Origin of the sequence: Amphritea pacifica (genome assembly GCF_016924145.1) — a bacterium.
Taxonomy (GTDB): domain Bacteria; phylum Pseudomonadota; class Gammaproteobacteria; order Pseudomonadales; family Balneatricaceae; genus Amphritea; species Amphritea pacifica.
This window is the reverse complement of the sequence record NZ_JAFFZO010000010.1, coordinates 1-24,386: the sequence shown is the minus strand read 5'-3', so window position 1 is coordinate 24,386 and position 24,386 is coordinate 1. Positions and strand designations below refer to the sequence as shown.

At 52.2% G+C, this 24,386-nt stretch carries 19 protein-coding genes; 17 read left to right on the top strand and 2 right to left on the bottom strand.

Annotated features, from left to right (window positions below; translation table 11 throughout):
- The 15 genes from lpxA (at nt 1) to rpoS (ending at nt 17,340) form a co-directional block, all read left to right on the top strand.
- The gene (gene lpxA, locus JW499_RS06935; protein WP_205209915.1) at nt 1-771 is read left to right on the top strand and encodes an acyl-ACP--UDP-N-acetylglucosamine O-acyltransferase; all 771 of its coding nucleotides are present in this window, start codon (nt 1-3) and stop codon (nt 769-771) included.
- A gap of 3 nt (nt 772-774) precedes the next feature.
- Nucleotides 775-1,947, top strand: a complete 1,173-nt coding sequence (lpxB, locus tag JW499_RS06930) for a lipid-A-disaccharide synthase (protein WP_205209914.1) — start codon at nt 775-777, stop codon at nt 1,945-1,947.
- Nucleotides 1,928-2,521: a ribonuclease HII gene (gene rnhB, locus JW499_RS06925; RefSeq protein WP_205209913.1), complete on the top strand. Its 594-nt coding sequence runs from the start codon at nt 1,928-1,930 to the stop codon at nt 2,519-2,521. The genes lpxB and rnhB overlap by 20 nt, the downstream gene beginning before the upstream one ends.
- Before the next feature lie 31 nt (nt 2,522-2,552).
- Nucleotides 2,553-6,047, top strand: coding sequence for a DNA polymerase III subunit alpha (gene dnaE, locus JW499_RS06920; RefSeq protein ID WP_205209912.1), 3,495 nt, complete (start codon nt 2,553-2,555; stop codon nt 6,045-6,047).
- A gap of 117 nt (nt 6,048-6,164) precedes the next feature.
- Nucleotides 6,165-7,118 carry an acetyl-CoA carboxylase carboxyl transferase subunit alpha gene (gene accA / locus JW499_RS06915; RefSeq protein WP_091360597.1) on the top strand — a complete coding sequence of 318 codons (954 nt, stop codon included), beginning with the start codon at nt 6,165-6,167 and terminating at the stop codon, nt 7,116-7,118.
- A 75-nt stretch (nt 7,119-7,193) separates the two neighbouring features.
- Entirely contained in the window at nt 7,194-8,513 is a 1,320-nt protein-coding gene (gene tilS, locus JW499_RS06910) for a tRNA lysidine(34) synthetase TilS (RefSeq protein WP_205209911.1), read from the top strand.
- Nucleotides 8,514-8,579: 66 nt separating this feature from the next.
- Nucleotides 8,580-10,211, top strand: a complete 1,632-nt coding sequence (locus tag JW499_RS06905) for a CTP synthase (RefSeq protein ID WP_205209910.1) — start codon at nt 8,580-8,582, stop codon at nt 10,209-10,211.
- A 30-nt stretch (nt 10,212-10,241) separates the two neighbouring features.
- A complete protein-coding gene (gene eno / locus JW499_RS06900) occupies nt 10,242-11,537 on the top strand; it encodes a phosphopyruvate hydratase (RefSeq protein WP_205209909.1) in 1,296 nt (431 codons plus the stop codon).
- 81 nt (nt 11,538-11,618) lie between these two features.
- On the top strand, nt 11,619-11,942 hold the full coding sequence (ftsB, locus tag JW499_RS06895; RefSeq protein ID WP_456298297.1) for a cell division protein FtsB: 324 nt from the start codon (nt 11,619-11,621) through the stop codon (nt 11,940-11,942).
- A 17-nt stretch (nt 11,943-11,959) separates the two neighbouring features.
- Nucleotides 11,960-13,012 (top strand): tRNA pseudouridine(13) synthase TruD, encoded by a 1,053-nt coding sequence (truD, locus tag JW499_RS06890; RefSeq protein ID WP_205209908.1) that lies wholly within the window; start codon nt 11,960-11,962, stop codon nt 13,010-13,012.
- On the top strand, nt 13,012-13,761 hold the full coding sequence (gene surE / locus JW499_RS06885) for a 5'/3'-nucleotidase SurE (RefSeq protein ID WP_205210009.1): 750 nt from the start codon (nt 13,012-13,014) through the stop codon (nt 13,759-13,761). Before truD ends, surE begins: the two co-directional genes overlap by 1 nt.
- Nucleotides 13,758-14,426, top strand: a complete 669-nt coding sequence (locus JW499_RS06880; protein WP_456298296.1) for a protein-L-isoaspartate(D-aspartate) O-methyltransferase — start codon at nt 13,758-13,760, stop codon at nt 14,424-14,426. The genes surE and JW499_RS06880 overlap by 4 nt, the downstream gene beginning before the upstream one ends.
- 25 nt (nt 14,427-14,451) lie before the next feature.
- Nucleotides 14,452-15,390, top strand: coding sequence for a polyprenyl-phosphate transporter (locus JW499_RS06875; RefSeq protein WP_205209907.1), 939 nt, complete (start codon nt 14,452-14,454; stop codon nt 15,388-15,390).
- A 3-nt stretch (nt 15,391-15,393) separates the two neighbouring features.
- Nucleotides 15,394-16,272 (top strand): peptidoglycan DD-metalloendopeptidase family protein, encoded by an 879-nt coding sequence (locus tag JW499_RS06870; RefSeq protein ID WP_205209906.1) that lies wholly within the window; start codon nt 15,394-15,396, stop codon nt 16,270-16,272.
- A gap of 72 nt (nt 16,273-16,344) precedes the next feature.
- Nucleotides 16,345-17,340, top strand: coding sequence for an RNA polymerase sigma factor RpoS (gene rpoS, locus JW499_RS06865; protein WP_205209905.1), 996 nt, complete (start codon nt 16,345-16,347; stop codon nt 17,338-17,340).
- 72 nt (nt 17,341-17,412) lie between these two features.
- On the opposite strand, the gene mutS is transcribed toward rpoS, so the two are convergent.
- Entirely contained in the window at nt 17,413-19,998 is a 2,586-nt protein-coding gene (gene mutS, locus JW499_RS06860) for a DNA mismatch repair protein MutS (RefSeq protein ID WP_205209904.1), read from the bottom strand.
- A 149-nt stretch (nt 19,999-20,147) separates the two neighbouring features.
- Nucleotides 20,148-20,423: a hypothetical protein gene (locus JW499_RS06855; RefSeq protein ID WP_205209903.1), complete on the bottom strand. Its 276-nt coding sequence runs from the start codon at nt 20,421-20,423 to the stop codon at nt 20,148-20,150.
- Nucleotides 20,424-20,651: 228 nt separating this feature from the next.
- Between JW499_RS06855 and JW499_RS06850 the strand changes: the two genes are divergently transcribed.
- On the top strand, nt 20,652-23,423 hold the full coding sequence (locus JW499_RS06850; protein WP_232846273.1) for a glycosyltransferase: 2,772 nt from the start codon (nt 20,652-20,654) through the stop codon (nt 23,421-23,423).
- A 40-nt stretch (nt 23,424-23,463) separates the two neighbouring features.
- Nucleotides 23,464-24,192, top strand: a complete 729-nt coding sequence (locus JW499_RS06845) for a sulfotransferase family 2 domain-containing protein (RefSeq protein WP_205209902.1) — start codon at nt 23,464-23,466, stop codon at nt 24,190-24,192.
- The last annotated feature ends 194 nt before the right edge of the window (nt 24,193-24,386 follow it).

Sequence of the window (24,386 nt, the reverse complement as noted above, 5' to 3'; positions counted from 1 at the left end):
TTGATCCACTCCAGCGCCATTATAGATCCGTCGGCCCGGCTGGCCGATGATGTTGAGGTGGGGCCCTGGACCTTTATCGGCCCCGATGTAGAGGTCGGTCCCGGGACTAAAATCCATTCTCACGTGGTTATCAAGGGGCCGACGAAAATCGGTTCACATAATCATATCTATCAGTTCGCCAGTATTGGTGAAGACTGCCAGGATAAAAAGTATAACGGTGAGCCAACAGAGCTGCTGATCGGGGATCATAACGTCTTCCGTGAAGGCTGTACGGTTCACCGGGGTACCATCCAGGACAATAGCATTACCGTGATTGGCAGCCATAATCTGTTTATGGCGAATGTTCACGTGGCGCACGACTGCATTGTCGGTGACCAGAATATTCTGGCGAATAACTGTGCCCTGGCCGGGCATGTCCATCTGGGTGATTACATTATTCTGGGTGGTTTCACCGCGGTGCATCAGTTTTGTCTGATCGGTTCTCACAGTATGTGTGGTGCCGGCAGTGTGGTGCTGAAAGATATTCCTGCTTTTGTAATGTCTAATGGCAATAGCGCTCAGCCGCACGGTATTAATGCCGAAGGCCTGAGGCGGCGGGGGTTCTCTGCCGGGGCTATTCAGAATATCAAGCGTGCTTATAAGATTATCTACCGTCAGGGGCTGAAGCTGGAGCAGGCGATTGCTCAGCTCGATCCTCTGGTGGCTGAAACTCCCGAGCTTCAGCTGTTGTCGGACTCACTCAAAGCCTCCAGTCGGGGCATCATTCGCTAGGGTATGGCTACCCTGCGCATCGGTATCGTAGCAGGAGAGGCATCGGGAGATATTCTGGGTGCCGGGCTGCTGGCAGAACTGCAACAACGTTTTCCTGAGATTGAGATCGAAGGCATCGGTGGTGAGCTGATGCAGGCTGAGGGGTGCCGCAGCCTTTATCCTATGGAGAAATTGTCGGTGATGGGGCTGGTTGAGGTGCTGGGTCGGCTGCGGGAGCTGCTAAGGATCCGCAGATCACTGGTGGCGCACTTTTCTCAGCAGCGCCCGGATATCTTTATCGGAATTGATGCCCCGGATTTTACCCTCAATCTTGAAGGCAAGTTGCGTCTTGCCGGTATTCCAACGGTCCATTATGTCAGTCCGTCGGTTTGGGCCTGGCGCAGTAAACGGGTATTTAAAATCCTCAAAACCACCGATCTGATGCTGACGCTGTTTCCGTTTGAAGCGAAGTTTTATCAGCAACATGCGATGCCCGTAGAATTTGTCGGCCATCCTCTGGCAAACATGATCCCTCTTGAACCGGATCAGGCAACTGCCAGGGCAGACCTGGGTCTGCCGTTTGAGCAACAGATTGTCGCGCTGATGCCCGGCAGCCGTGGTGGTGAGCTGAAATATCTGGCTGAACCCTTTCTCGATACGGCTCGCTGGTTACTGAAGCGCAACTCTGATCTGGTCTTTGTAATGCCGGCAGCTAATCAGCAGCGTTACGATCACCTCAGAGCGCTGCTCGACCGCAGTTATAGTGATCTGCCGATCAAACTGGTACTGAAACGTTCCCGGGAGGTGCTGACTGCTGCGGATGCGGTGCTGATCGCATCGGGTACCGCGACCCTTGAAGCGTTACTGTTGAAAAAGCCAATGGTGGTGGCTTACCGGATGGCACCGCTCACCTATATGATTATCTCCCGTTTGCTCAGCAGTCAGTATATCTCTCTGCCTAATCTGCTGGCAGATGCGCCTCTGGTTCCTGAGATTCTGCAGAAGGATGTGCGCCCCGAAATACTGGGGCCGGCCATTGAGCAGGCGTTGTTCGATAGCGAAGAACAGAGTGCGCTGAAACAGCGTTTTTATGAGATTCACCTGCAACTGCGTCAGGATGCCAGTAAAAAAGCGGCCGATGCGATTGTCCGCTTGCTGCAATCCAAAGGGAGGCTGAGTGGAAACGCTGGGGTTTGATTTCTCTGCCGGACGACTGGTCGCGGGCGTCGATGAGGTGGGGCGGGGGCCATTGATTGGTAATGTGGTTGCCGCAGCGGTTATCCTTGACCCTGCCAGGCCTGTCGATGGCCTGACAGATTCCAAAAAGCTAAGCGAAAAGAAGCGGGAGCAGCTGTTTCCGCTGATTCAGGAACGGGCGCTGGCCTGGTCAATTGCCTGGGCAACCCCGGCGGAGATCGATGAACTGAATATCCTCCATGCCACGATGCTGGCGATGCAAAGGGCGGTAACTCAACTGAGTGTTGTGCCTGAGCTTGCCCTGATCGATGGTAATCGTTGTCCGCCGGGTTTACCCTGTGCGTCTGAAGCGATTATCAAAGGTGATCTCAAAGAGCCCGCTATCAGCGCTGCATCGATTCTGGCTAAGGTTTACCGTGACCGGGAGATGGCGGAGCTGGATCAGCGTTACCCGGATTATGGTTTTGCCCGCCATAAGGGCTATCCGACCGCGCTGCATATGGAACGGTTGCGTCTGCTGGGCCCATTGCCGGAACACCGGCGCAGCTTCAGGCCCGTAGCAGAGTTGCTTTAACCCACAATTATCACTGAATAAATGAGCTGAAATGACAGACCCGGCATTTGTACATCTTCGACTGCACACTGAGTATTCACTGGTTGATGGACTGGTGCGCATTAAAGAGCTGGTGAGTGTTGCGAAAGATCAGCAGATCCCCGCTATCGCTATTACCGATCAGGTCAACCTGTTTGCGCTGGTTAAATTCTTTAAAGCGACTACCGGGGCGGGAATAAAGCCGATTTTTGGCGCAGATATCTGGATCGAAAATGAGACCGATCCGGAGGCAACTCCCCATCGGATGACGCTGCTAGCCATGAATGAGAAAGGCTACCGCAATCTGATGGAGCTGATCTCCCTGGCCTATGAGAAAGGTCAGAACATTCAGCCTGAACGGGCGTTACTGAAAAAAAGCTGGATCGCTGAGCGCGCCGAGGGAGTTATCGCGCTTTCGGGCGCAAAAGATGGGGAAGTGGGACGGGCGCTGGCGGACAATGATTCTGCCCGGGCCGTAGTGGAACAGTGGCAAGCAATATTTCCTGATCGTTTCTACCTGGAAATTCAGCGTACCGGACGCCCGGGTGATGAAAACTGTGTCCATGCCTCGGTCCAACTGGCCCATGAGACGGGTTGCCCACTGGTTGCCACCAATGAGGTGATGTTCCTCAAGCCGGAGGATTTTGAAGCACATGAAGTGCGGGTGTGTATCAACCAGGGGCGAACTCTGGAAGACCCTCACCGACCAAAATACTACAGCGAACAGCAGTATCTGCGCACCGCCGAAGAGATGGCTGAGCTGTTCAGTGATATCCCCTCTGCGATTAGCAACACTGTAGAGATCGCCAAGCGCTGTAATGTAGAGCTGGATCTGGGCACCTACTATCTGCCGAAATATCCCATCCCGGATGGGATGACCATGGATCAGTTTTTTGCCGAGGTGTCCTGGAAGGGGCTGGAAGAGCGTCTGGATATTTTGCTGGATAAAAATGATCCGGATTATGCCGAGAAGCGCAGGCCATACGAAGAGCGGCTGAGATTCGAACTGGATATTATCACCCAGATGGGTTTTCCCGGTTACTTCCTGATCGTTATGGACTTTATTCAGTGGGGTAAGGATAACGGTGTGCCGGTGGGCCCAGGCCGGGGTTCAGGTGCTGGTTCTCTGGTCGCCTATGCGCAGAAGATTACCGACCTTGATCCGCTGGAGTACGACCTGCTGTTCGAACGTTTCCTCAACCCGGAGCGGGTATCGATGCCCGACTTCGATATCGACTTTTGTATGGATAACCGTGACCGGGTTATCGACTATGTGGCTGAAACTTATGGTCGGGATGCGGTATCGCAGATTGTCACCTTCGGTACTATGGCGGCTAAGGCGGTGGTGCGGGATGTTGCCCGGGTGCAGGGTAAAGCCTTTGGTCTGGCCGACCGTTTGTCCAAGCTGATCCCCTTTGAGGTGGGTATTACCCTGAGCCGGGCGATGGCGGAAGAGCCCCTGATGAAGGAGTTTGTCGACTCCAGTGAAGAGGCTCAGGAGATCATGGAGATGGCCCTCAAGCTGGAGGGACTGACCCGTAACGTGGGTAAACACGCCGGTGGTGTGGTGATTGCCCCGACTAAACTGACCGATTTCTCGGCCACCTACTGTGATGAGTTTGGTCACGGCCTGGTAACTCAGTTTGATAAGAGCGATGTGGAGGAAGCCGGGCTGGTTAAGTTCGACTTCCTCGGGCTGCGAACACTGACAATCGTCGACTGGGCGGTGAAAACCATCGACCGGATCCGCGCCAGGAACGGTGAAGAACCTCTCGATATTGCGCTGATCGATCTGGAGGACAGAGCCACCTTTAATCTGCTGCAATCTGCAGAAACCACCGCAGTATTCCAGCTGGAATCCAGTGGTATGAAGGATCTGGTCCGACGCCTGAAACCTGACCGTTTTGAAGATATTGTCGCGCTGGTGGCGCTGTTCCGGCCCGGCCCGCTGCAGTCGGGGATGGTGGACGACTTTATCCTGCGTAAGCATGGGCAGGCAGAGCTGGCCTATCCCCACGCCGATTATCAACTGGATATTCTGCAACCGGTACTGGAGCCGACCTACGGCATCATCCTGTATCAGGAACAGGTCATGCAGATCGCCCAGGTGATGGCAGGTTATACCCTCGGTGGCGCGGATATGTTGCGCCGGGCAATGGGTAAGAAGAAACCCGAAGAGATGGCTAAACAGCGGGCGGTATTCCTGGATGGCTGTGAAACTAATGGTATCGACCGGGATCTGGCCGGCAATATCTTTGACCTGGTAGAGAAGTTCGCCGGTTACGGTTTCAACAAATCACACTCCGCTGCCTATGCTTTGGTTTCCTATCAGACCGCCTGGCTGAAAGCACACTACCCTGCGCCATTCATGGCCGCGGTACTCTCCTCTGATATGCAGAACACCGATAAGGTGGTGATCTTTATCGAAGAGTGTCGCACCATGAAGTTGCCGCTGGTGTTGCCGGATGTTAACTGGGGCGAGTACATGTTCACCGTGAATGATAAGGGTGAGATTGTATACGGTCTGGGGGCGATTAAAGGCGTCGGTGAAGGCCCCATTGAAGCGATTGTCGAGGCGCGAAATCAGGGTGGCCACTTCAGCGATATCTTTGATTTCTGCAAGCGTGTCGGCAGTAAAAAGCTTAATAAGCGGGTGCTGGAAGCGTTAGTCCGCTCGGGTGCGCTGGATCATCTGGGGCCGGATCGTGCCCAGCTGTGGGCCTCCATCGGTGAAGCGCTGAAGGCAGCAGATCAGTCCGAGCGTAATCAGAGCGCGGGCATGTTTGACCTCTTTGGTGAGGTTGAAGCTGAACAGCCCCGTGATCCCTATGCAGAATATATGAAGCTCAGGAGCTGGACCGATAAGGAGCGTCTGCAGGGAGAAAAGGATACTCTGGGGCTCTATGTAACCGGACATCCGATCGATGAGTATGAGGCGGAACTGCCTAACTTTATCTCCCGGCGGATCGTAGAGCTGGTGCCTCAGCGGGGTCAGCAGCAGAAAATGCTGGGCCTGGTGGTGGACGTGCGGGTGAAGAAAACCAAAAAAGGGGACTCGCTCTGTTTTGTCACGCTGGATGACCGCACCTCAAGAATTGAGGTCTCGCTGTTCGGTGAAGCGTATGACGAATACCGCACCATGCTCAACAAGGATGCGATACTGCTGATCGAAGGCGAGATTACCATCGATAGTTATTCCGGCACCGATAAACTCAAGGTGCGGGGTAATAAGGTTGTGGATATAACCCAGTGCCGCGCCCGGTATGGTCGTCAGATTGAGATCGACTGCGATAGCTCGCAGTTGAAAGAGCGGCCTTTGAAATCCTTTGGCGAGCTGCTTCAGGCCCATAAAGGTGATGTGAATATGCCGGTGGCGTTGCGTTACAGCAGCGATAATGCCTCTGCAACGCTCTGTCTTGGTGAGGCGTGGCAGGTGAAACCCAGCGACGAGTTGTTGCTCAAGCTGAAAGACCAGTTTGGCGGAGATGCAGTCAGAATTCGCTACTGATCAGGGTGGTTCTTAGTCTCCACACAGGGTAGAATTAGGCCAATTTTTATCGTCGGCTGATCTTTAGTTGCTACTGCGTCCCGGCCGGAACGAAGCAAACTTACGGAATATCAATACATGAATCCCAACTATCTGGATTTCGAACAGCCAATTGCAGACCTGGAAGCCAAGATTGAAGAGCTGCGTCTGGTTGGCGATGACAATGAACTGAACATTGAGGAAGAGATCTCAAAGTTGCAGGCAAAAAGCCGCACGCTGACCAAATCCCTGTTCAGCGACCTGAGCGAATGGCAGATCTCCCAGATCGCCCGTCACCCGCAGCGTCCTTACACTCTGGATTACGTTAAGCTGATTTTCGACGAGTTTGAAGAGATTCACGGTGACCGTCACTTTGCAGATGACCGGGCTCTGGTGGGTGGTATTGCGCGTCTGGAAGGGCGTCCGGTGATGGTGATTGGCCATCAGAAAGGCCGTGAAGTGAAGGAAAAGGTGCGTCGCAACTTCGGCATGCCGCGTCCTGAGGGCTATCGTAAAGCGCTGCGTCTGATGGAGATGGCCGAACGTTTTAAGATGCCGATCCTTACCTTTATTGATACCCCCGGAGCCTATCCCGGTATCGATGCTGAGGAGCGGGGTCAGTCTGAAGCGATCGCATTCAACCTGGCGGCAATGTCCCGACTGAATACGCCGATTGTTGCCACTGTGGTAGGCGAAGGCGGTTCCGGTGGGGCCCTGGCGATCGGTGTCTGTGATGAATTGATGATGCTGCAATACTCCACCTACTCTGTTATCTCTCCGGAAGGCTGTGCATCTATTCTGTGGAAAAGCGCTGATAAAGCGCCCGATGCCGCCCGGGCGATGGGGCTGACATCGGATCGTCTGCACGCGCTGGGGCTGGTGGATCAGATTGTTGATGAGCCTCTGGGTGGTGCTCACCGGGATCACGCGCTGATGGCAGCTAACCTCAAGAAACATCTGCTGGAGACGCTGGAGCGATTGTCAGATATTGAGCAGGACGATTTGCTGGAGCGACGCTACCAGCGACTTATGTCCTACGGCATTAGCCAGTAATACAGCAACCGCCGGCGACACCGGCGGTTTTTTTTGCCTGTCAGTCATGAGCCAGGGCAATGATAGAAAACCGATATGAAAGATCTTCAGTCCTACTTCGATCAGCAGCTTAAAGACCGGCGCAGCAGGGTAACCCGCTGGGTGGTTGGCCTGAGTGGTGGGCTGGATTCGGTGGTGCTGCTCCATCTGGCGGCCAGGTCAGTGCCCGCGGAGCAACTGCTGGTGGTTAATATTGATCACCAGTTGCAGTCTCAGTCAGCGCAATGGAGCGACTTTTGTGGGCGTCTTGCCGGCTCGCTGAAGCTCTCTTTTGTCAGTCATAAAGTAGTTGTTGATGAGGGCTCCAGTCTGGAGCAGGCTGCCCGTAATGCCCGATATCAGCTATTCGGGCAGTTGCTGCAGCCCGGTGATTGCCTGTTGCTGGCCCACCATCTGGATGACCAGGCGGAAACCATGCTGTTCCGTTTACTGCGGGGGGCGGGGGTGCGAGGGCTGGCCGGTATGCCCGATAGCCGCAGGCTGGGGCAGGCCGAGCTTTACCGGCCGCTATTGAATATCACCCGACAGGAGTTGCATAGTTGGGCTCAGGCGCAACAGCTGCAGTGGATTGACGATCCCAGTAATAGCGATCTTAGCTACGATCGCAACTACCTCAGACATAAGGTGCTGCCTTTGTTGCAGACCCGCTGGCCCGGTTTTTCCCGTCGCTGGGCGGATACTGCGGGGTATCTCCGAGACGCTGAACAACTGCACAGGGATCTGGCAGAGATTGATCTTCATAGTGTCGGTTCTGGTGAAGGGCTGGAGTGTCAGGCACTGCTGGACCTGAGCCGGTCGCGAAGAGCAAATCTGCTGCGCTTCTGGTGTCTCAGGGCCGGAGTCTCCATTGGCGAGCGGCAGATACAGAGTGTTATGCAGCTGATTGCGGCGGCGCATGACCGCCAGCCGGTTGTTCAGTTGGGGGCGTTTCAGGTGCGGCGCTATCAGGGCGATATTGTTCTGCAGCCGGAGCAGGCCGACATTGATTGGGGCAACCGGTCACTCAGTGAAGAGAGCGTGCAGACCGCTCAGGGAGTGCTGCAAGTGGTTCGCAGTCAAGCCCCGGGCGGGTTAAAAAGTCTGACTGGTGTGACTCTGCGCAACCGTTCTGATGGGGATCGCTGCAGGCCCGTCGGGCGGGGTGGTTCATGCAGTTTGAAAAAATTATTTCAGGAGCATCATATTCCTGCCTGGCAGCGAAGCTCATGGCCGGTATGTGTGGTTGACGATGAGATTGTCGCGTTGCCGGGAATCTGCATCTGTGAGGGCTGGCAAAGTGAAAAAAAAGGCAGCGGTTTTGCACTCAAATGGCTGCCAACTGCATTGTCTGCACGGGGTGATTCTGATACCCTGTAGCCCCATCTTTAGTAGCTGTTTTCGGAACAGCTCGACTCACTTTTCACGACCAGATACAGGTTCCTCATGACGCGATATATTTTCGTCACAGGTGGTGTTGTTTCCTCATTAGGGAAAGGCATCGCATCCGCATCACTCGCAGCTATCCTTGAGGCCCGGGGGCTGAAAGTCACCATGCTGAAACTGGATCCGTACATTAACGTTGATCCGGGGACAATGAGCCCAATCCAGCATGGTGAGGTATTTGTTACCGAAGATGGTGCAGAAACCGACCTGGACCTGGGGCACTACGAGCGCTTTATCCGCACCACCATGTCCAAGCGCAACAACTTTACTGCCGGGCGTGTCTATCAGCATGTGCTGCGTAAAGAGCGTCGCGGTGACTATCTCGGCGGTACCGTTCAGGTGATTCCGCATATTACCGATGAGATCAAGCGCCGGGTACTCGAAGGTGCCGGTGATGCCGATATCGCACTGGTTGAGATCGGTGGCACCGTGGGCGATATTGAATCGCTGCCGTTTATGGAAGCGGTGCGACAGCTGAAAGTTGAGCTGGGTGCCCGCCGGGCGATGTTTATGCACCTGACACTGGTGCCTTATATCGCCACTGCCGGTGAGATTAAGACCAAGCCTTCCCAGCACTCGGTAAAAGAGCTGCGCTCTATCGGTATTCAGCCTGATATTCTGGTGTGCCGCTCTGACTTTGCGCTGCCGGTGTCCTCGCGTCGTAAACTTTCCCTGTTTACCAACGTTGAAGAACGGGCAGTTATCTCGTTGCCGGATGCTGACTGTATTTACAAGATTCCAAGAATGCTCAGCGAGCAAAAGCTGGATCAGATCGTCATCGAACAGTTTAACCTGGATTGCCCGCCTGCCGATCTGACTGAGTGGGACCGGGTGTCCGATGCCAAACTGAACCCTCATCGTGAAGTGACCATTGCGATGGTGGGTAAATATATGGAGTTGCTGGACGCCTATAAATCGCTGATCGAAGCGATCTCCCATGCCGGTATTTCGCTGCGCACCAAAGTCAATATTAAATATATCGACTCAGAACAGATCGAGCGCGATGGTATCGGCCTGCTGGAAGATGTCTCCGCCATTCTGGTGCCGGGTGGTTTTGGTGAGCGTGGTGTAGAGGGCAAAATTGCAGCCGTCAAATACGCCCGGGAAAACAAAGTTCCATATCTGGGAATCTGTCTGGGAATGCAGGTGGCCGTTATTGAATATGCCCGCCACGTTGCCGGTATCACCGATGCCAGCAGTACTGAGTTTGATGCCAATGCGGCCTCTCCGCTGGTGGGTCTGATCACCGAATGGATGACCGAAGAGGGTGCCAGAGAGATTCGTGGTTATACCGATGATCTGGGCGGTACTATGCGCCTTGGGGCGCAGGTCTGTACCCTCAAAGAGGGCACCCGGGCTTATCAGGCCTATGGGGCAACCGAGATCAAAGAGCGTCATCGTCATCGTTATGAAGTTAACAACAACTATGTTCCTCAGCTTGAAGAAGCGGGGCTGATTATCTCAGGTCGCTCTGTTGATGGAGAGCTGGTTGAGGTTGTGGAGGCACCGGATCATCCGTGGTTTGTGGCCTGTCAGTTCCACCCTGAGTTTACCTCTACCCCAAGGGATGGTCATGGATTGTTTACAGGCTTTATTGAAGCCTCCCTGGCCTATCAGGACCTTGAGAAATAAAGAATAGAAATAATTTTTGGAGTTTAGCCAATGGCACAGATTGCTGACATTAAAGCCCGTGAAGTTCTCGATTCCCGTGGTAACCCAACCGTTGAAGCCGATGTTATTCTGGACTCCGGTGTAATCGGTTCTGCCTGCGCACCGTCCGGTGCCTCTACCGGGTCCCGCGAAGCCCTTGAGTTGCGTGATGGGGATAAGAGCCGCTATCTGGGGAAAGGTGTGCTGAAAGCAGTTGCTGCTGTGAACGGTGTTATCCGTGAAGCACTGACCGGTATGGATGTCACCGATCAGCGTGCTCTGGATAACCGGATGCTGGAGCTGGATGGTACCGAGAATAAAGAGAACCTGGGTGCGAACGCTATCCTGGCGGTGTCTCTGGCAGCGGCGAAAGCGGCTGCGATTGTTAAAGGTATCCCTCTTTACGCGCATATTGCTGAGATTAACGGTACTGCGGGTCAGTACTCTCTGCCAGTACCGATGATGAATATCCTCAACGGTGGTGAGCACGCGGATAACAACGTTGATATCCAGGAGTTTATGGTTCAGCCGGTTAACTTCACCCGATTCTCTGACGGTCTGCGTTGCGGTGCTGAAATTTTCCATGCCCTGAAGGCGGTATTGAAAGCCCGGGGTCTGAGTACGGCTGTCGGTGATGAGGGTGGTTTTGCCCCCAACCTGGCATCTAACGAAGAAGCGCTGGTGGTGATCAAAGAAGCGATCTCCAATGCAGGATACGAGCTGGGTAAAGATGTCACTCTGGCGCTCGACTGTGCGGCGTCTGAATTCTATAAAGATGGCAAGTATGACCTGTCCGGTGAAGGCAAAGTATTCGATGCCGAAGGCTTTAGTGACTATCTGGCAGCACTGACAGAGAACTACCCGATTGTTTCTATTGAGGATGGCCTGGATGAGTCTGACTGGGATGGCTGGGCGTACCTGACTAAGAAGATCGGTGATAAAATTCAGCTGGTGGGTGACGATCTGTTTGTCACCAACACTAAGATCCTCAGCCGGGGTATCGAGCAGAGTATTGGTAACTCCATCCTGATTAAATTTAACCAGATCGGTTCTCTGTCTGAGACCCTGGATGCGATCAAGATGGCCAAGGATGCCGGCTTCACAGCGGTGATCTCCCACCGTTCAGGTGAAACTGAAGACACCACAATCGCTGACCTGGCGGTCGGTACTGCGGCGGGTCAGATCAAGACCGGCTCTCTGTGTCGTTCAGACCGTGTTGCCAAATACAACCGTCTGCTGCGCATTGAGGAGGAACTGGGCGCAGCTGCTGTGTATAACGGTTTGTCAGAAATTAAGGGTCAGGGTTAATTTTTAACCGATCTGTGGAATACTAAGGGGGCTTAACGCCCCCTTTTTTGACTATATAAAGAGTAAGAGTGCTGTCGGACTGTGTTTCGCCTGAGTTTATTTCGTTCGATTATGTTGTTGCTGCTGATCTGTCTGATCGGGCTGCAGTACCGGCTGTGGTTTGGCGAAGCGAACCTGGGCGAAGTGCAGGCGTTGCAGCAGGAGATCAAGCGGCAACGGGCGGAAAATGATCTTCTGGTGAGTCGTAACCATCAGTTAGATGCTGAGGTCCAGGATCTCAAGCAGGGACTGGAGGCACTGGAAGAGCGGGCCCGAAATCAACTGGGCATGGTGAAAGAGGATGAATCCTTCTTTCAACTGGTTCCGGCGTTGCCAGGTAAGCCACCGGCCGATAGCGGTCAGTAACGGAAATCCTAGCGTTAATGAACTTTCCAAACGAGTTAAACTATCTCTACGGTGAGCCTGCCAGTCGTGCGGTTATCCGAACCGAAGCCGATGATTTCAGGGTAACAGAAGATCTCTCTTTTGAGCCTGAAGGCAGCGGCGATCATGTGTTTCTCTATATCCGTAAAACCGGTGAAAATACTGACTGGGTAGCCCGGCAACTGGCGCACTTTTGCCAGGTCAGTCCTAAAGAGGTTGGCTACGCCGGCAAAAAAGATCGCCATGCGGTGACCGAACAGTGGTTTAGTGTGCATCTGCCAGGGCGTGCTCCGCTGACCTGGTCGCTGTTTGAAACCGAGACGATTAAAGTGCTTAAAGCGGTTAAGCATACCCGTAAGTTGCGGCTGGGCAGCCTTAACGGCAACCGGTTTGAGATTCGTCTGCGTCAGGTCAGTGAACCGGTGGAACTGCTCCGGCGGGCGGAACAGATCCGTGCCGGCGTGCCCAACTATTTTGGTGAGCAGCGATTCGGGCACCATCAGGGAAATCTTCACAAGGGGGCACTACTGATCGCCGGGAAGCTGAAAGAGCGGCAGCGACACAAGAAAGGGCTGTATATCTCAGCGGTGCGTTCCTATATGTTTAATCAGTTGGTGTCTCAGCGCATCGCCCAGGCGATCTTCTCGCAACCGATGCCCGGTGATGTGCTGATGATCAATGGCAGCCAGAGTTGCTTCCCCTTTGATCCGCAGGATGACACTATCCTGAGTCGCCTGCAATCTGCTGACCTGCATCTGACAGCGGCGATGTGGGGCCGTGGTCGCTCAATCTGTACCGCAGAAGCGGCCGCCTGGGAGATCGCGCAGTTAACCCCCTGGCAGGAGCAACTGGAGGGACTTGAGCGGCTGGGGCTGAATCAGGAGCGCCGTTCAACCCGGCTGATGCCAGCGAATCTGACCATTGAACAGGAAGCCGATGATCAGTTTGTCCTGGCCTTTAATCTTCCCGCCGGCAGCTTTGCCACCAGTGTGCTGCGGGAGCTGGCACAGGTGTCATCTGCATCAGGGCAACCGGAACCGGAGTCTGAATGATGCGATTATTACTCTCCAATGATGATGGGGTGTACGCCCCGGGCCTGGAAGCACTGGCGCGTATTCTGGCTCAGGACTCAGAGCTGGCAGTGGTCGCACCGGACCGCAACCGCAGCGGAGCCAGTAACTCATTGACGCTGGATCGTCCCCTCGAAGCACACCACCATCAGAACGGTTTTATCGGTATCAATGGTACGCCGACCGATTGTGTTCATCTGGGCATTGGTGGTATCTATCATGAACCCCCCGATATGGTGATCTCGGGCATTAACTGCGGCTCTAATCTGGGCGATGATGTGCTCTATTCGGGCACGGTCGCAGCAGCCATGGAAGGGCGTCATCTACATCTGCCGCCTATCGCGGTTTCTCTGGCGGGCAGTAACCCGGTGAACTATGACACGGCTGCCGAAGTGGTGCGTCAGTTGATCCGGGACATCCAGAGTCTGGTGCTGGCCCCCCGAACCGTGTTGAATGTCAACGTGCCGGATCTGCCACTGGATCAGCTCAAAGGGATCCATGTCACCCGTCTGGGGCATCGGGTGGTGGCAGATGCGCCGGTCGAATCGATCGATCCCCGCGGCACGCGGCGTTTCTGGATTGCGGGTGCGGGGGTTGCAGCGGACTGTGGTCCGGGCACCGATTTTTATGCGGTGAAAGCAGGCTATGTGTCAATAACCCCGCTGAATATCGATATGACTCAGTATTCAGGCATGGATAATCTAAGTAACTGGCTTGAGGATTTAGAGTGAATAAGTTGCAGTTGCAGGGGATCGGGATGACCTCCCAGCGGACCCGCAGCAGGCTGGTGCAGCGGCTGAAAGAGCAGGGGATCAATGATCAGCAGGTGCTGGATATTATGGGCAACACCCCCCGGCATATTTTTATCGACGAGGCGCTGTCCCATCGGGCCTATGAAGATACTGCGCTGCCTATCGGCTTTAACCAGACGATCTCGCAGCCCTATATTGTGGCCCGTATGACGGAAATTCTGCTGGCCGCAGGCCCCCTGGAAAAAGTGCTCGAGGTGGGTACCGGATCAGGGTATCAGACTACCGTGTTGGCACAGCTGGTTGATAAGGTGTTCAGTGTCGAACGGATTAAACCGTTACAGGACAAAGCCCGGCAGCGTTTTGCCCTGCTCAAAATCCGGAATGTCTCCCTGAGACACAGCGATGGCGGCATGGGCTGGGCTGATCGCGGACCATTTGATGGCATCATGGTCACTGCCGCGCCGGAGGAGGTGCCGCCAGAGCTGCTCGCTCAGCTGTCCGTGGGGGGGCGGTTAGTGATTCCGGTGGGAGGCACGCAAAATCAGCAACTAAAGCTGGTTATCCGGGTCACAGAAACAGAGTATGAAACAACAGTACTTGAAGGGGTTAAGTTTGTCCCCCTGTTAAGCGGAACGATACGCTGAATTGATGGATGTGACGGGATATTAAATGAATACAACGCGTACGACCCGGGAGTATCTTGGGCTGTTTTTTAAGGGTGTCATGATGGGGGCGGCGGATGTGGTCCCTGGCGTGTCTGGTGGCACCATCGCTTTTATAACCGGTATATATGAAGAGCTGATCAATACTATCAAGAGCTTCAATCCGGGGGCGGTCCGGGTGTTGTTTCAGCGTGGCCCTGGGGCGTTCTGGAAACAGGTGAATGGCAGCTTTCTGTTGGTACTGCTGGCGGGCATTGTCACCAGTATCGCCACGATTGCCGGAGCGGTGTTGTTTCTGCTGGCCAACTATCCGGTTCTGCTGTGGGCCTTCTTTTTTGGCCTGATTCTGGCCTCTGTATGGCTGGTGATGAGTCATATTGAGCGGTGGGATATGAATCTGATCTCCAGCTTTATCATCGGCTCTATTGTGGCCTATATCATTACCAGCATCGCTCCGGTGAGTGTTGAGCCTTCGGCGCTGATGGTGTTTCTGTCCGGCGCTGTTGCTATCTGTGCAATGATCCTGCCTGGTATCTCCGGTAGCTTTATCCTGTTGCTGCTGGGGATGTATGCCCATATTCTGGCGGCCGTGAAAGGTGCTGATTTTCAACTGATCGGCCTGTTTGTGGTTGGCTGTGTGGTTGGTATCATGAGCTTTTCCCGATTGCTCAGCTGGATGTTCAGCCATCACCGGCAGGTGACCCTGGCCTTGCTGGCCGGCTTTATGTTCGGCTCGCTGAATAAAGTCTGGCCCTGGAAATACACCCTGTCTTATACAATCAACCAGCATGGTGAGCAGGTGCCGTTGTTGCAGGATAATGTTCTTCCCTGGAATTTTGAAAGCATTACTGGTCAGTCGGCGTTTATGTTCTGGGCGCTAGGGTTAACCCTGGTGGGTATTGTTATTGTTGTGGTTATGGAGCGTTATCAGGCCGCTAAGGGATAGACTATGGTGAGAGCAGTTGCAGATATACTCTCAGCCCCAGCACTGTTTGCTGTGGTGCTGATGCTGTCTGCCTGCAGCTCAACCAGTCTCTACACGCCGGTGGATGAACGTTCAATCAGTGGCCGCCACCCGGTTAAAGTGGTCAGCACCCAGACGCGTCCCGGTCAGTATCGGGTACGTCGGGGAGATACGCTCTATTCCATTGCGTTTCGCTATGGTCTTGATTTCAGGCAGTTGGCCCGCACTAACGGTATCAGTGATCGCTATGAGATCTTCCCGGGCCAGCTTCTCGAACTTAAAGAGACGCCCCCGCATACAAAGGGGCCGCAGCAGGTCGTCGCGGTTGCTAAACCTGCCTCCTCTGCGACCCCTGTAAAATCGGCTCAGCCGGTTAAAGCGGTAGCGGCGGAAAAAAGGGTTTCACCTCCCGCGCCAGCGACTCAGAAAAGCACCCCCAAAGCCGCGCCCGCGGTTGTAAAAAAAATGGTTGAACCGGTCGCTGACCGGACTTTGAACTGGCGTTGGCCGGCGTCAGGCAAGATTATTGACCGGTTTAGTAATAAAGGCACTATCAATAAAGGGATCAACTTTGCAGGCAGTAAGGGGGAGCCGGTGTTCGCTGCTGAATCGGGCAAAGTGGTGTATGCCGGAAGTGGCTTATTAGGCTATGGCAATCTTGTTATTATTCATCATAATCAGAAATTTCTCAGTGCTTATGCGCATAACAGTCGCATTCTGGTGAAAGAAAATGATAAGGTAAAAATAGGTGACAAAATTGCTGAAATTGGTAATAGTGGAGCCGCCCGAACAATGCTGCATTTTGAGATACGCAGGGATGGACAGCCTGTGGATCCAATGATGTATCTGCCGCGTAAAAGATGAATACATAACAATTGTCACTATGCAGTAACTGATAACAATCTATAAAACAACAGGTTACTCGGGAAGAAAGAAATGGGAAATGTTGAAAATAGTGATCAGGATCTGGATACGGTGTCTGTCGACATGGACGATGCCGAGACCGATCTTGATGATGTTGCCGACGACGAGCCAGAGTTTCTCAACAGTGGACGGGGCAAGGGAAGTATGGCCCATAATGACCTGCTGAATGCTAAAACACTGGATGCAACACAGTTATATCTGAATGAGATAGGTTTCTCACCGCTGCTGACCGCGGAGGAGGAGGTGTACTTCTCCCGCCGGGCGCTGAAGGGTGATGAAGCCTCGCGCAAGCGGATGATCGAAAGTAATCTGCGGCTGGTGGTGAAAATTGCCCGCCGTTATATTAACCGTGGCCTGACACTGCTGGATCTGATCGAAGAGGGTAACCTCGGTCTGATCAGGGCGGTTGAAAAGTTTGACCCGGAGAGAGGCTTTCGTTTCTCAACCTATGCCACCTGGTGGATCAGACAAACCATAGAGCGGGCGATTATGAATCAGACCCGCACCATCCGTTTGCCCATCCATGTGGTGAAAGAGCTGAATGTTTATCTGCGTGCCGCCCGTGAACTGGCGCAGAAGCTTGATCATGAGCCAACCGTTGATGAAATAGCAGCTGCCGTTGATAAGCCGGTTGAAAATGTCGAGAAGATGTTTGGTCTGAATGAACGTGTCAGCTCTATCGACGTGCCGGTGGGTAAAGACTCCGACAAGATGTTGCTGGATACGATTGCCGATGAGGAGTCATCCGACCCGGAAACCTTGCTGCAAAAATCAAACATCAGCGGAAACCTGGAAGGCTGGCTCAGCATGCTGCCGGAAAAACATGCTGAGGTGCTGTCACGGCGCTTTGGCCTCAGAGGCTATGAGATGAGCACGCTGGAAGAGGTGGGTAAAGAGATCGGCCTGACCCGCGAGCGGGTACGCCAGATACAGGTTGAAGCGTTGCGCAAGCTGCGTGAAATCGTAGAGCGTAATGGTCTGAGCGGAGAAGATCTGCTGAAAGGCTGATCGTCAGCGCGAGCAGAAAAAAAACGGGCGACTCGCCCGTTTTTTGTCTGTGTGTTACCCCAGGCCGGCGGTTTAGCTACGCTCAGCTGCTTTTTTCAGGCTGTAGATCAGATCCAGTGCCTCACGGGGTGTCAGGTTGTCCGGCTCCAGTGTTTGCAGCTGCACCAGCGCCGGGTGGGGTCGTGGTGCGACAAACAGATCATCCTGTACTGGCGGCGGCTGGCGTCGTTGTTCCGTCTGCCCGGTATCCTCTTCCAGCTGAATCAGTTTCTGCCGTGCCCGGCTGATGACATTGGCGGGCACGCCTGCCAGTTGAGCCACCTGTAAACCATAGCTCTGACTGGCTGGCCCCTCCTGAACCTCATGCATAAAGACGATATGGTCCTGGTGTTCCATCGCAGTCAGATGAACATTGAACACCCCCTGACAGAGTTCCGGCAGTACCGTCAGCTCAAAATAGTGGGTGGCAAACAGGGTCATCGCCTTCACTTCATTGGCCAGATATTCCGCTGCAGACCAGGCCAGGGATAAACCGTCGAAGGTGCTGGTGCCGCGGCCGACCTCATCCATCAGCACCAGACTCTGTTCGGTGGCGTTATGCAGAATATTGGCCGTTTCAGTCATCTCAACCATAAAGGTCGAACGGCCCCCGGCCAGATCATCGGACGACCCCATACGGGTGAATATCCGATCAACCAGACCGATGGTCGCACTCTGAGCGGGCACATAACTGCCGATATGGGCCAGCAGTGTAATCAGGGCTGCCTGACGCATATAGGTGGATTTACCGCCCATGTTAGGGCCGGTGATAATCAGCATCTGCCGTTCGGGCGATAGATTCAGATCGTTGGCAACGAACGGATCATCCAGTACATCTTCCACCACCGGGTGGCGCCCGCCAGCGATCTGAATTTGCGGCTCATCGGCCAGGGTTGGTGCAACATAGTCCAGACTGTCGGCACGTTCGGCAAGGTTGCACAGAACATCCAGCTCTGCCAGCGCTGCAGCGCTGTCCTGCAGCTGGGCCAGTTGCTCCGCGAGTGTCTCAACCAGGGCTTCATAGAGGGCTTTTTCGCGGGTTAGTGCCCGGCTTTTCGCACTCAGGGCCTTGTCCTCAAACTCTTTCAGTTCCGGGGTAATATAGCGCTCTGCATTTTTCAGGGTCTGGCGACGGATATAGTCAGCAGGCACCTCGGCTTTCTGCGCTTTGCCTATCTCGATAAAATAGCCATGCACCCGGTTATAACCGACTTTAAGGGTTGGAATACCGGTGCGCTCCCGTTCACGGGTTTCCAGTTGTACCAGATAGTCGCCGGCGTTTTCGCTGAGCCCGCGCAACTCGTCCAGCTCAGCATCGTAACCGGTGGCGATCACGCCGCCATCACGGATAACCACGGGCGGGTTCTCAATGACTGCCCGGTTGAGCAGGTCACAAAGATCCGGGAAGGTGCCGGCGGTTTGTGCCAGCGCTTTGAGCAGGGCGGGTTGTGTGGCAGCCAGATACTCCTGCAGCTCAGGTAATACCTGAAATGCGCTCTTTAAACGTTCCAGATCACGGGGGCGGGCAGAACGCAGGGCGACCCGGGCTAATACCCGCTCGATATCACCAATCTGTTTTAGCGCAGGAGACAGCTGTTCAAAACGATAGTCACTGATCAGCCACTGTAATGCAGCCTGCCGGGATTGCAGGGTATTACGGCAGCGCAGAGGTCGGTTAAGCCAGCGTCTGAGCATACGGCTGCCCATCGGGGTGGCGGTTTTATCGATCACTGCGGCCAGAGTGTTTTCCCGTCCACCTGCCAGATTGGTATCGATCTCCAGATTTTTACGGGTTGCGGCATCGAGAATCACGCTTTCGTCCCGCTGTTCCAACAGCAAACGGCGAATATGCGGCAGTGCGGTGCGCTGGGTGTCCTTTGCGTATTGCAGCAGGCAGCCCGCAGCGCCGAGCGCCACCGGCAGGTGATCGCAGCCAAAGCCGGTCAGGTCTTTGGTCTGAAACTGCTGGCACAGCAGACGTTCAGCGGTTTCGCGTTCAAAGTTCCAGGGGGCTTGCGGGCGGAGTCCTTTATATCCCTGCAACTGGCTGGCAAGGTTGTGGCCATCATTGAACAGAATCTCGGCGGGCTTGATACGCTCCAGTTCTCCATGAAGTGCTTCTTCACCGGTGACCTCAAGCAAACTGAAACGCCCGGTGCTGATATCGACAATTGCAATACCGTAACGCTGCAGATCGGTATTGACCGCAATCAGCAGGCTGTCGCGGCGCTCATCCAGCAGCGCCTCATCGCTCAATGTGCCGGGCGTGACAATACGCATCACCTTCCGCTCAACCGGCCCCTTACTGGTGGCAGGGTCTCCCACCTGCTCGCAGATCGCCACCGACTCACCCGCCCGGACAATTTTTGCAATATAACCATCAGCTGAGTGGTAAGGGATCCCCGCCATCGGAATTGGCTCCCCGGCAGACTTGCCTCTGGCGGTCAGAGAGATATCCAGCAACTGAGACGCTTTCTTCGCATCCTCAAAAAACAGCTCATAGAAATCCCCCATCCGATAGAACACCAGTTGATCCGGATGTTCAGCCTTGATCTTAAGATACTGCTGCATCATGGGTGTGTGTTGCGAAGGGGACGCTGTATCGATTTTTTTTGGCATTGGAGGTCTGTTTTCTTGGGGTGGTTTAAGCGAATTATTAATGGGGGCAACCATATTCTACAGAAGCGCATTAGCTGTTCATACTCTTGCCTTGCTGCGATTTGAGTGTTTGAGTCAGTCTTTCAAAATGGGAAGTTTGCCCCTCCAGGTCAGTGAGATAGTGTATCAAAAATACCAGTAAATGCTGTTAGACTTGGAAGGAATTTATCAATGATCAGAACTGCCTGATTTTTGATCAGTAGGGTTGTGCTGCTGCGATGTTCGTTGCTGTTTGATAACAGCGGATTGTCTTTTAAAAAAACTGAAGCCAGAAAGGCAGACACAGTCTCCTGGAGAATGTCGATAATGAGCAGGATAAGTGAACTGGCAGTTAATATATTGTATGATCGGCGGGCGGTGAGAATGTCTGCACTGAAGAGAGCCAAGTGTAAAGACTACTCCTGCTGTTTGCAGATTGGCCTGGGAAAAGTTTATGAAGCTAAGGATTGCGGGATGTGTATATGAATAATTCAAAGTGCTGTTTTTGACGATTAGTTTGAATCTTTTTTTGTAAGGCATTAGTAAGTCAGGTCGATGTTTAATTTTCTGTAAAGTATTTTCGGGAAATAGTCTGATAAGTCATATTTTAGTTGAATGGGTTAGAGTTATATTTTATGAAAAGCATGGAAGATACTTCAATTGCAACTGTCGGAATTAAAGAGAAAAAAATAGACCCTTTGCAAGGGAATATTGATCTGTTTGAAAATGGAACGGTAAGTGGTTGGGGCGTTAATATTGAAGATACAGAAGCCCCATTATCTGTTCATGTTGTTTGTGATGATCGGGTGATTGGATCAGGCATCGCAAATATTTATCGTGCAGATCTTGAAAAGGCCGGGTATGGATCAGGCAAACATGGTTTTCGGATCGATGTGGCAGATGATTGGGCTATTGATAAAAAAGAGGTAGGCCTGTTAATTGTTGATGCAGAAACGGGTAAGCCTGTGACTAAAGATGCGAAAGTTTTTCCTCTGAATGGTGAGCGTATTTTTGCAAAAATATTGGGTGAAGAGCATGGGCATATTGTTATCCGGCTACAGTCCCGCAACCCAATAGGAAAGAAAGAGATTAATCTCTTTAATGAAGATAAATTAATAAATCATACCCTGATTGAAACCGATCAAACTATTTTTGAGGTGCGTCTGCCAATCCCGTTAAGCTTGCAGGATGGGCGATCTAAACTTTATAAAGTTGGCATGACCGGTGTTCCCAATCTTTTGGGAACAGAGATGGTTGCCTGTCATGCTATTCAGACCCCCTGGCAATACCTCAAAGAGAGTTTTAATAAACCCGGTTTTTTATCGATGCCCCAACAGGCAGATAGCCGATACGAATCGTTACATTTTCAGCTTGAAGTGATGGCTGAGGGTTCAGGCACTAACACTGTAGAGAACCTGCTAACCACGCATAAAGTGGTGGTTGAAGGCTATGAAAAAAGAGACCGGTATCCCGTATTTAGTCTGCCTGAATTTGATAATCCCCGCGTATCCATTATCGTTCCTGCCTACAATAAGTTTGAGCTGACCTATCACTGCATCGCTTCGATAGCGCTTGCGTATAATAAAACCTCTTACGAGGTGATTCTGGCTGATGATTGCTCAACGGATAAAACATCCGAAGCAGAGGGGATCATCGAAAACCTGATTGTTTCACGAAATCCGGAAAATTTGCGTTTCCTTAAAAGTTGTAACCGTGCCAGTGAAAAAGCCCGTGGTGAATACCTTATTTTTCTGAATAATGATACAGAAGTAACCTCATTCTGGATCGATGAGCTTGTCAGCAAAATGGAGCAGGATGCGACTATTGGCATGACAGGTTCGAAATTACTGAACCTGGATGGCACCTTACAGGAGGCCGGGGGGATTGTTTGGGAAAATGGCCAGCCATGGAATGTCGGACGCAATGAAAACCCGATGACACCGGAATTCAACTACACCCGAGAGGTCGATTACCTGACCGGTGCCGCAATGTGTATTCGCAGCACAATATGGCAAGAGGTAGGCCTGTTCAGCGAAGAGCTGGTGCCCTGTTACTACGAAGATACCGATCTTGCTTTTAAAGTCAGAGAAGCGGGGTATAAAACGGTCTATACCCCCCACTCCGTTGTTGTCCACTTTGAAGGGCAAAGCCATGGAACAGATGTAACAAAGGGATTGAAGCGCTATCAGGTGATCAATGAAAAGACGTTCCGCCAGAAGTGGTTTAAGGCATATCGAAACAATGGGACACCCGGTTTTGAGAATTTAAAAATTGAAAAGGACAGGAATGTCGATCAGCGTATTCTGGTGATTGATTACGCATCTCCGATGCCAAATAAAGATGCAGGTAGTTATGCGGCTATTCAGGAGATGAAACTGATTCAGTCGCTCGGGTTTAAAGTTACCTTTGTGCCCGCGAATCTGGCGCACTTTGGTAAATACACCCTTGAGTTGCAGAAGATGGGGATTGAAGTACTTTACGCACCATTTTATGTCAGCGTCAATCATGTGCTTGAAACACGTCTGCAGGAGATGGATGCGGTCTATATTACCCGCTATCATATTGCCAAAGACTACATCCCCTATATCCGTGAAAACTCCCGGGCAAAAATTATTTTCAATAACGCCGATCTGCATTTCTTACGGGAGATGCGGGCGGCATTAAAGGGTGAAAAAGATCAGTTGCTGTTAGAAAAAGCACTGAATACACGTGAACAGGAGTTGTCTGTATGTCGACAGGTTGATGCAATTCTATGCTATAACGCGACAGAACATGCAGTGATAACCAGTCATATTTTAGAAGCTGACAAGCTGCATATCACCCCCTGGGTTCTTGAGCAGAAACCAAAGGGCCCTGAGTTTGATGAACGCAATGGCATCGCCTTTTTGGGGGGCTTTAATCATACCCCTAATGGCGAAGCGGTAGAGTATCTTGTCAATGACATTATGCCGCTGTTAGCAAAGCAACGACCTGATATAACGCTCTATGTCTATGGCAGCAATATGCCGGAAGCCTATAAAGAGATGGAAACCGATAATGTCAGGATGGTTGGCTTTGCGGAGTCTCTGGATGGTGTCTATCACGATCATCGGGTGTTTATTGCGCCACTGCTTTCCGGTGCGGGCATCAAAGGTAAAGTACTGGAATCTATGGCGTATGGCCTGCCAACGGTATTAACCGAGGTGGCTGCTGAGGGGACGGGGCTGACTCACGGTATCAGCACCCTGATCGCCCAGGAGCCGCAGGAGTGGGTGGATGCAATTATCAGATTATATGACGATCAGCTTTTGTGGAATAAATTTGCAGAAAACAGTCATACACTAGTGGCCGAGAAATATTCATTTGAACATGGTAAAAAAGTGTTTAAAGATATTTTTTCTAGTGTTGGTATTTATTCAACTAAATGAGATTATGTAGATTGAAACTATCCGGCAGTAGGAGGATAAGATGAAGACTGTTATTTTGCATTACCATCTTTTCAAAAATGCAGGCACATCACTGGATGCTGCCTTTAAGGAAAATTTCAGTGAAGAAGATGGTGAATGGGTAACAAAAGAGTTTCCTGCTCAGCCTGCCTTAAACCGCGAGCAGTTAAAGCAATGGATTATCGATAACCCTCAGGCAAAGTGTTTTTCTTCACATACCGCTATTTTTCCGGTTCCTGAGATCGAGGGCATAAAGATAATTCCTGTTATCTTTATACGCCATCCGATCGACAGAATAGCATCTGCGTACTCTTTCGAAAGAAAACAGGGTGGTGATGGTTTTGGTCCTGTATTAGCCCGTAATACTACGTTAAAGGGCTATATTGAAACACGTCTGTCGCTGGTGAATGATCGTCAGTGTAGAGATTTTCACGCACACCGCTTAGCAACAATGTTTGGGGAGAAAGTGGGTGATGAAGGCTACAGGGCTCGGCTGGCAATAGAGAAACTTCCGTTTGTTGGTGTTGTAGAACGCTATTCTGAGTCTTTAGAGAAGCTAGAGACGCTATTAAAAAGTAATGGGTTTGATGATATTAAACTTCAGCCTATAGAAAAGAATGTTTCAAGGGGTGGTAAGAAAAATCTGGATCAAAAAATCGTTGAAGTTAAAAAACAACTAGGTGAAGAGTTTTTCTCTAAGGTTGAGCAAGAAAACCGGTTGGATTGTGATTTATGGAATAAGCTGAATTGATGGTTTTATAAATAATTCTGAGGGCTGTCGAGGTTAAATGTAAGTAGCTAAGAGGTCTGTAATTTAAGAGTTATTGTCAAATCTGGTGTATGGGATCAGGCGGCATTCCTATCTGATTGATCCCTTACCTGTTCTCCATCCTTGAACTCAACATTATTGACTACCAGGGTCAGTAAGTTGAAACCTTTGATCCT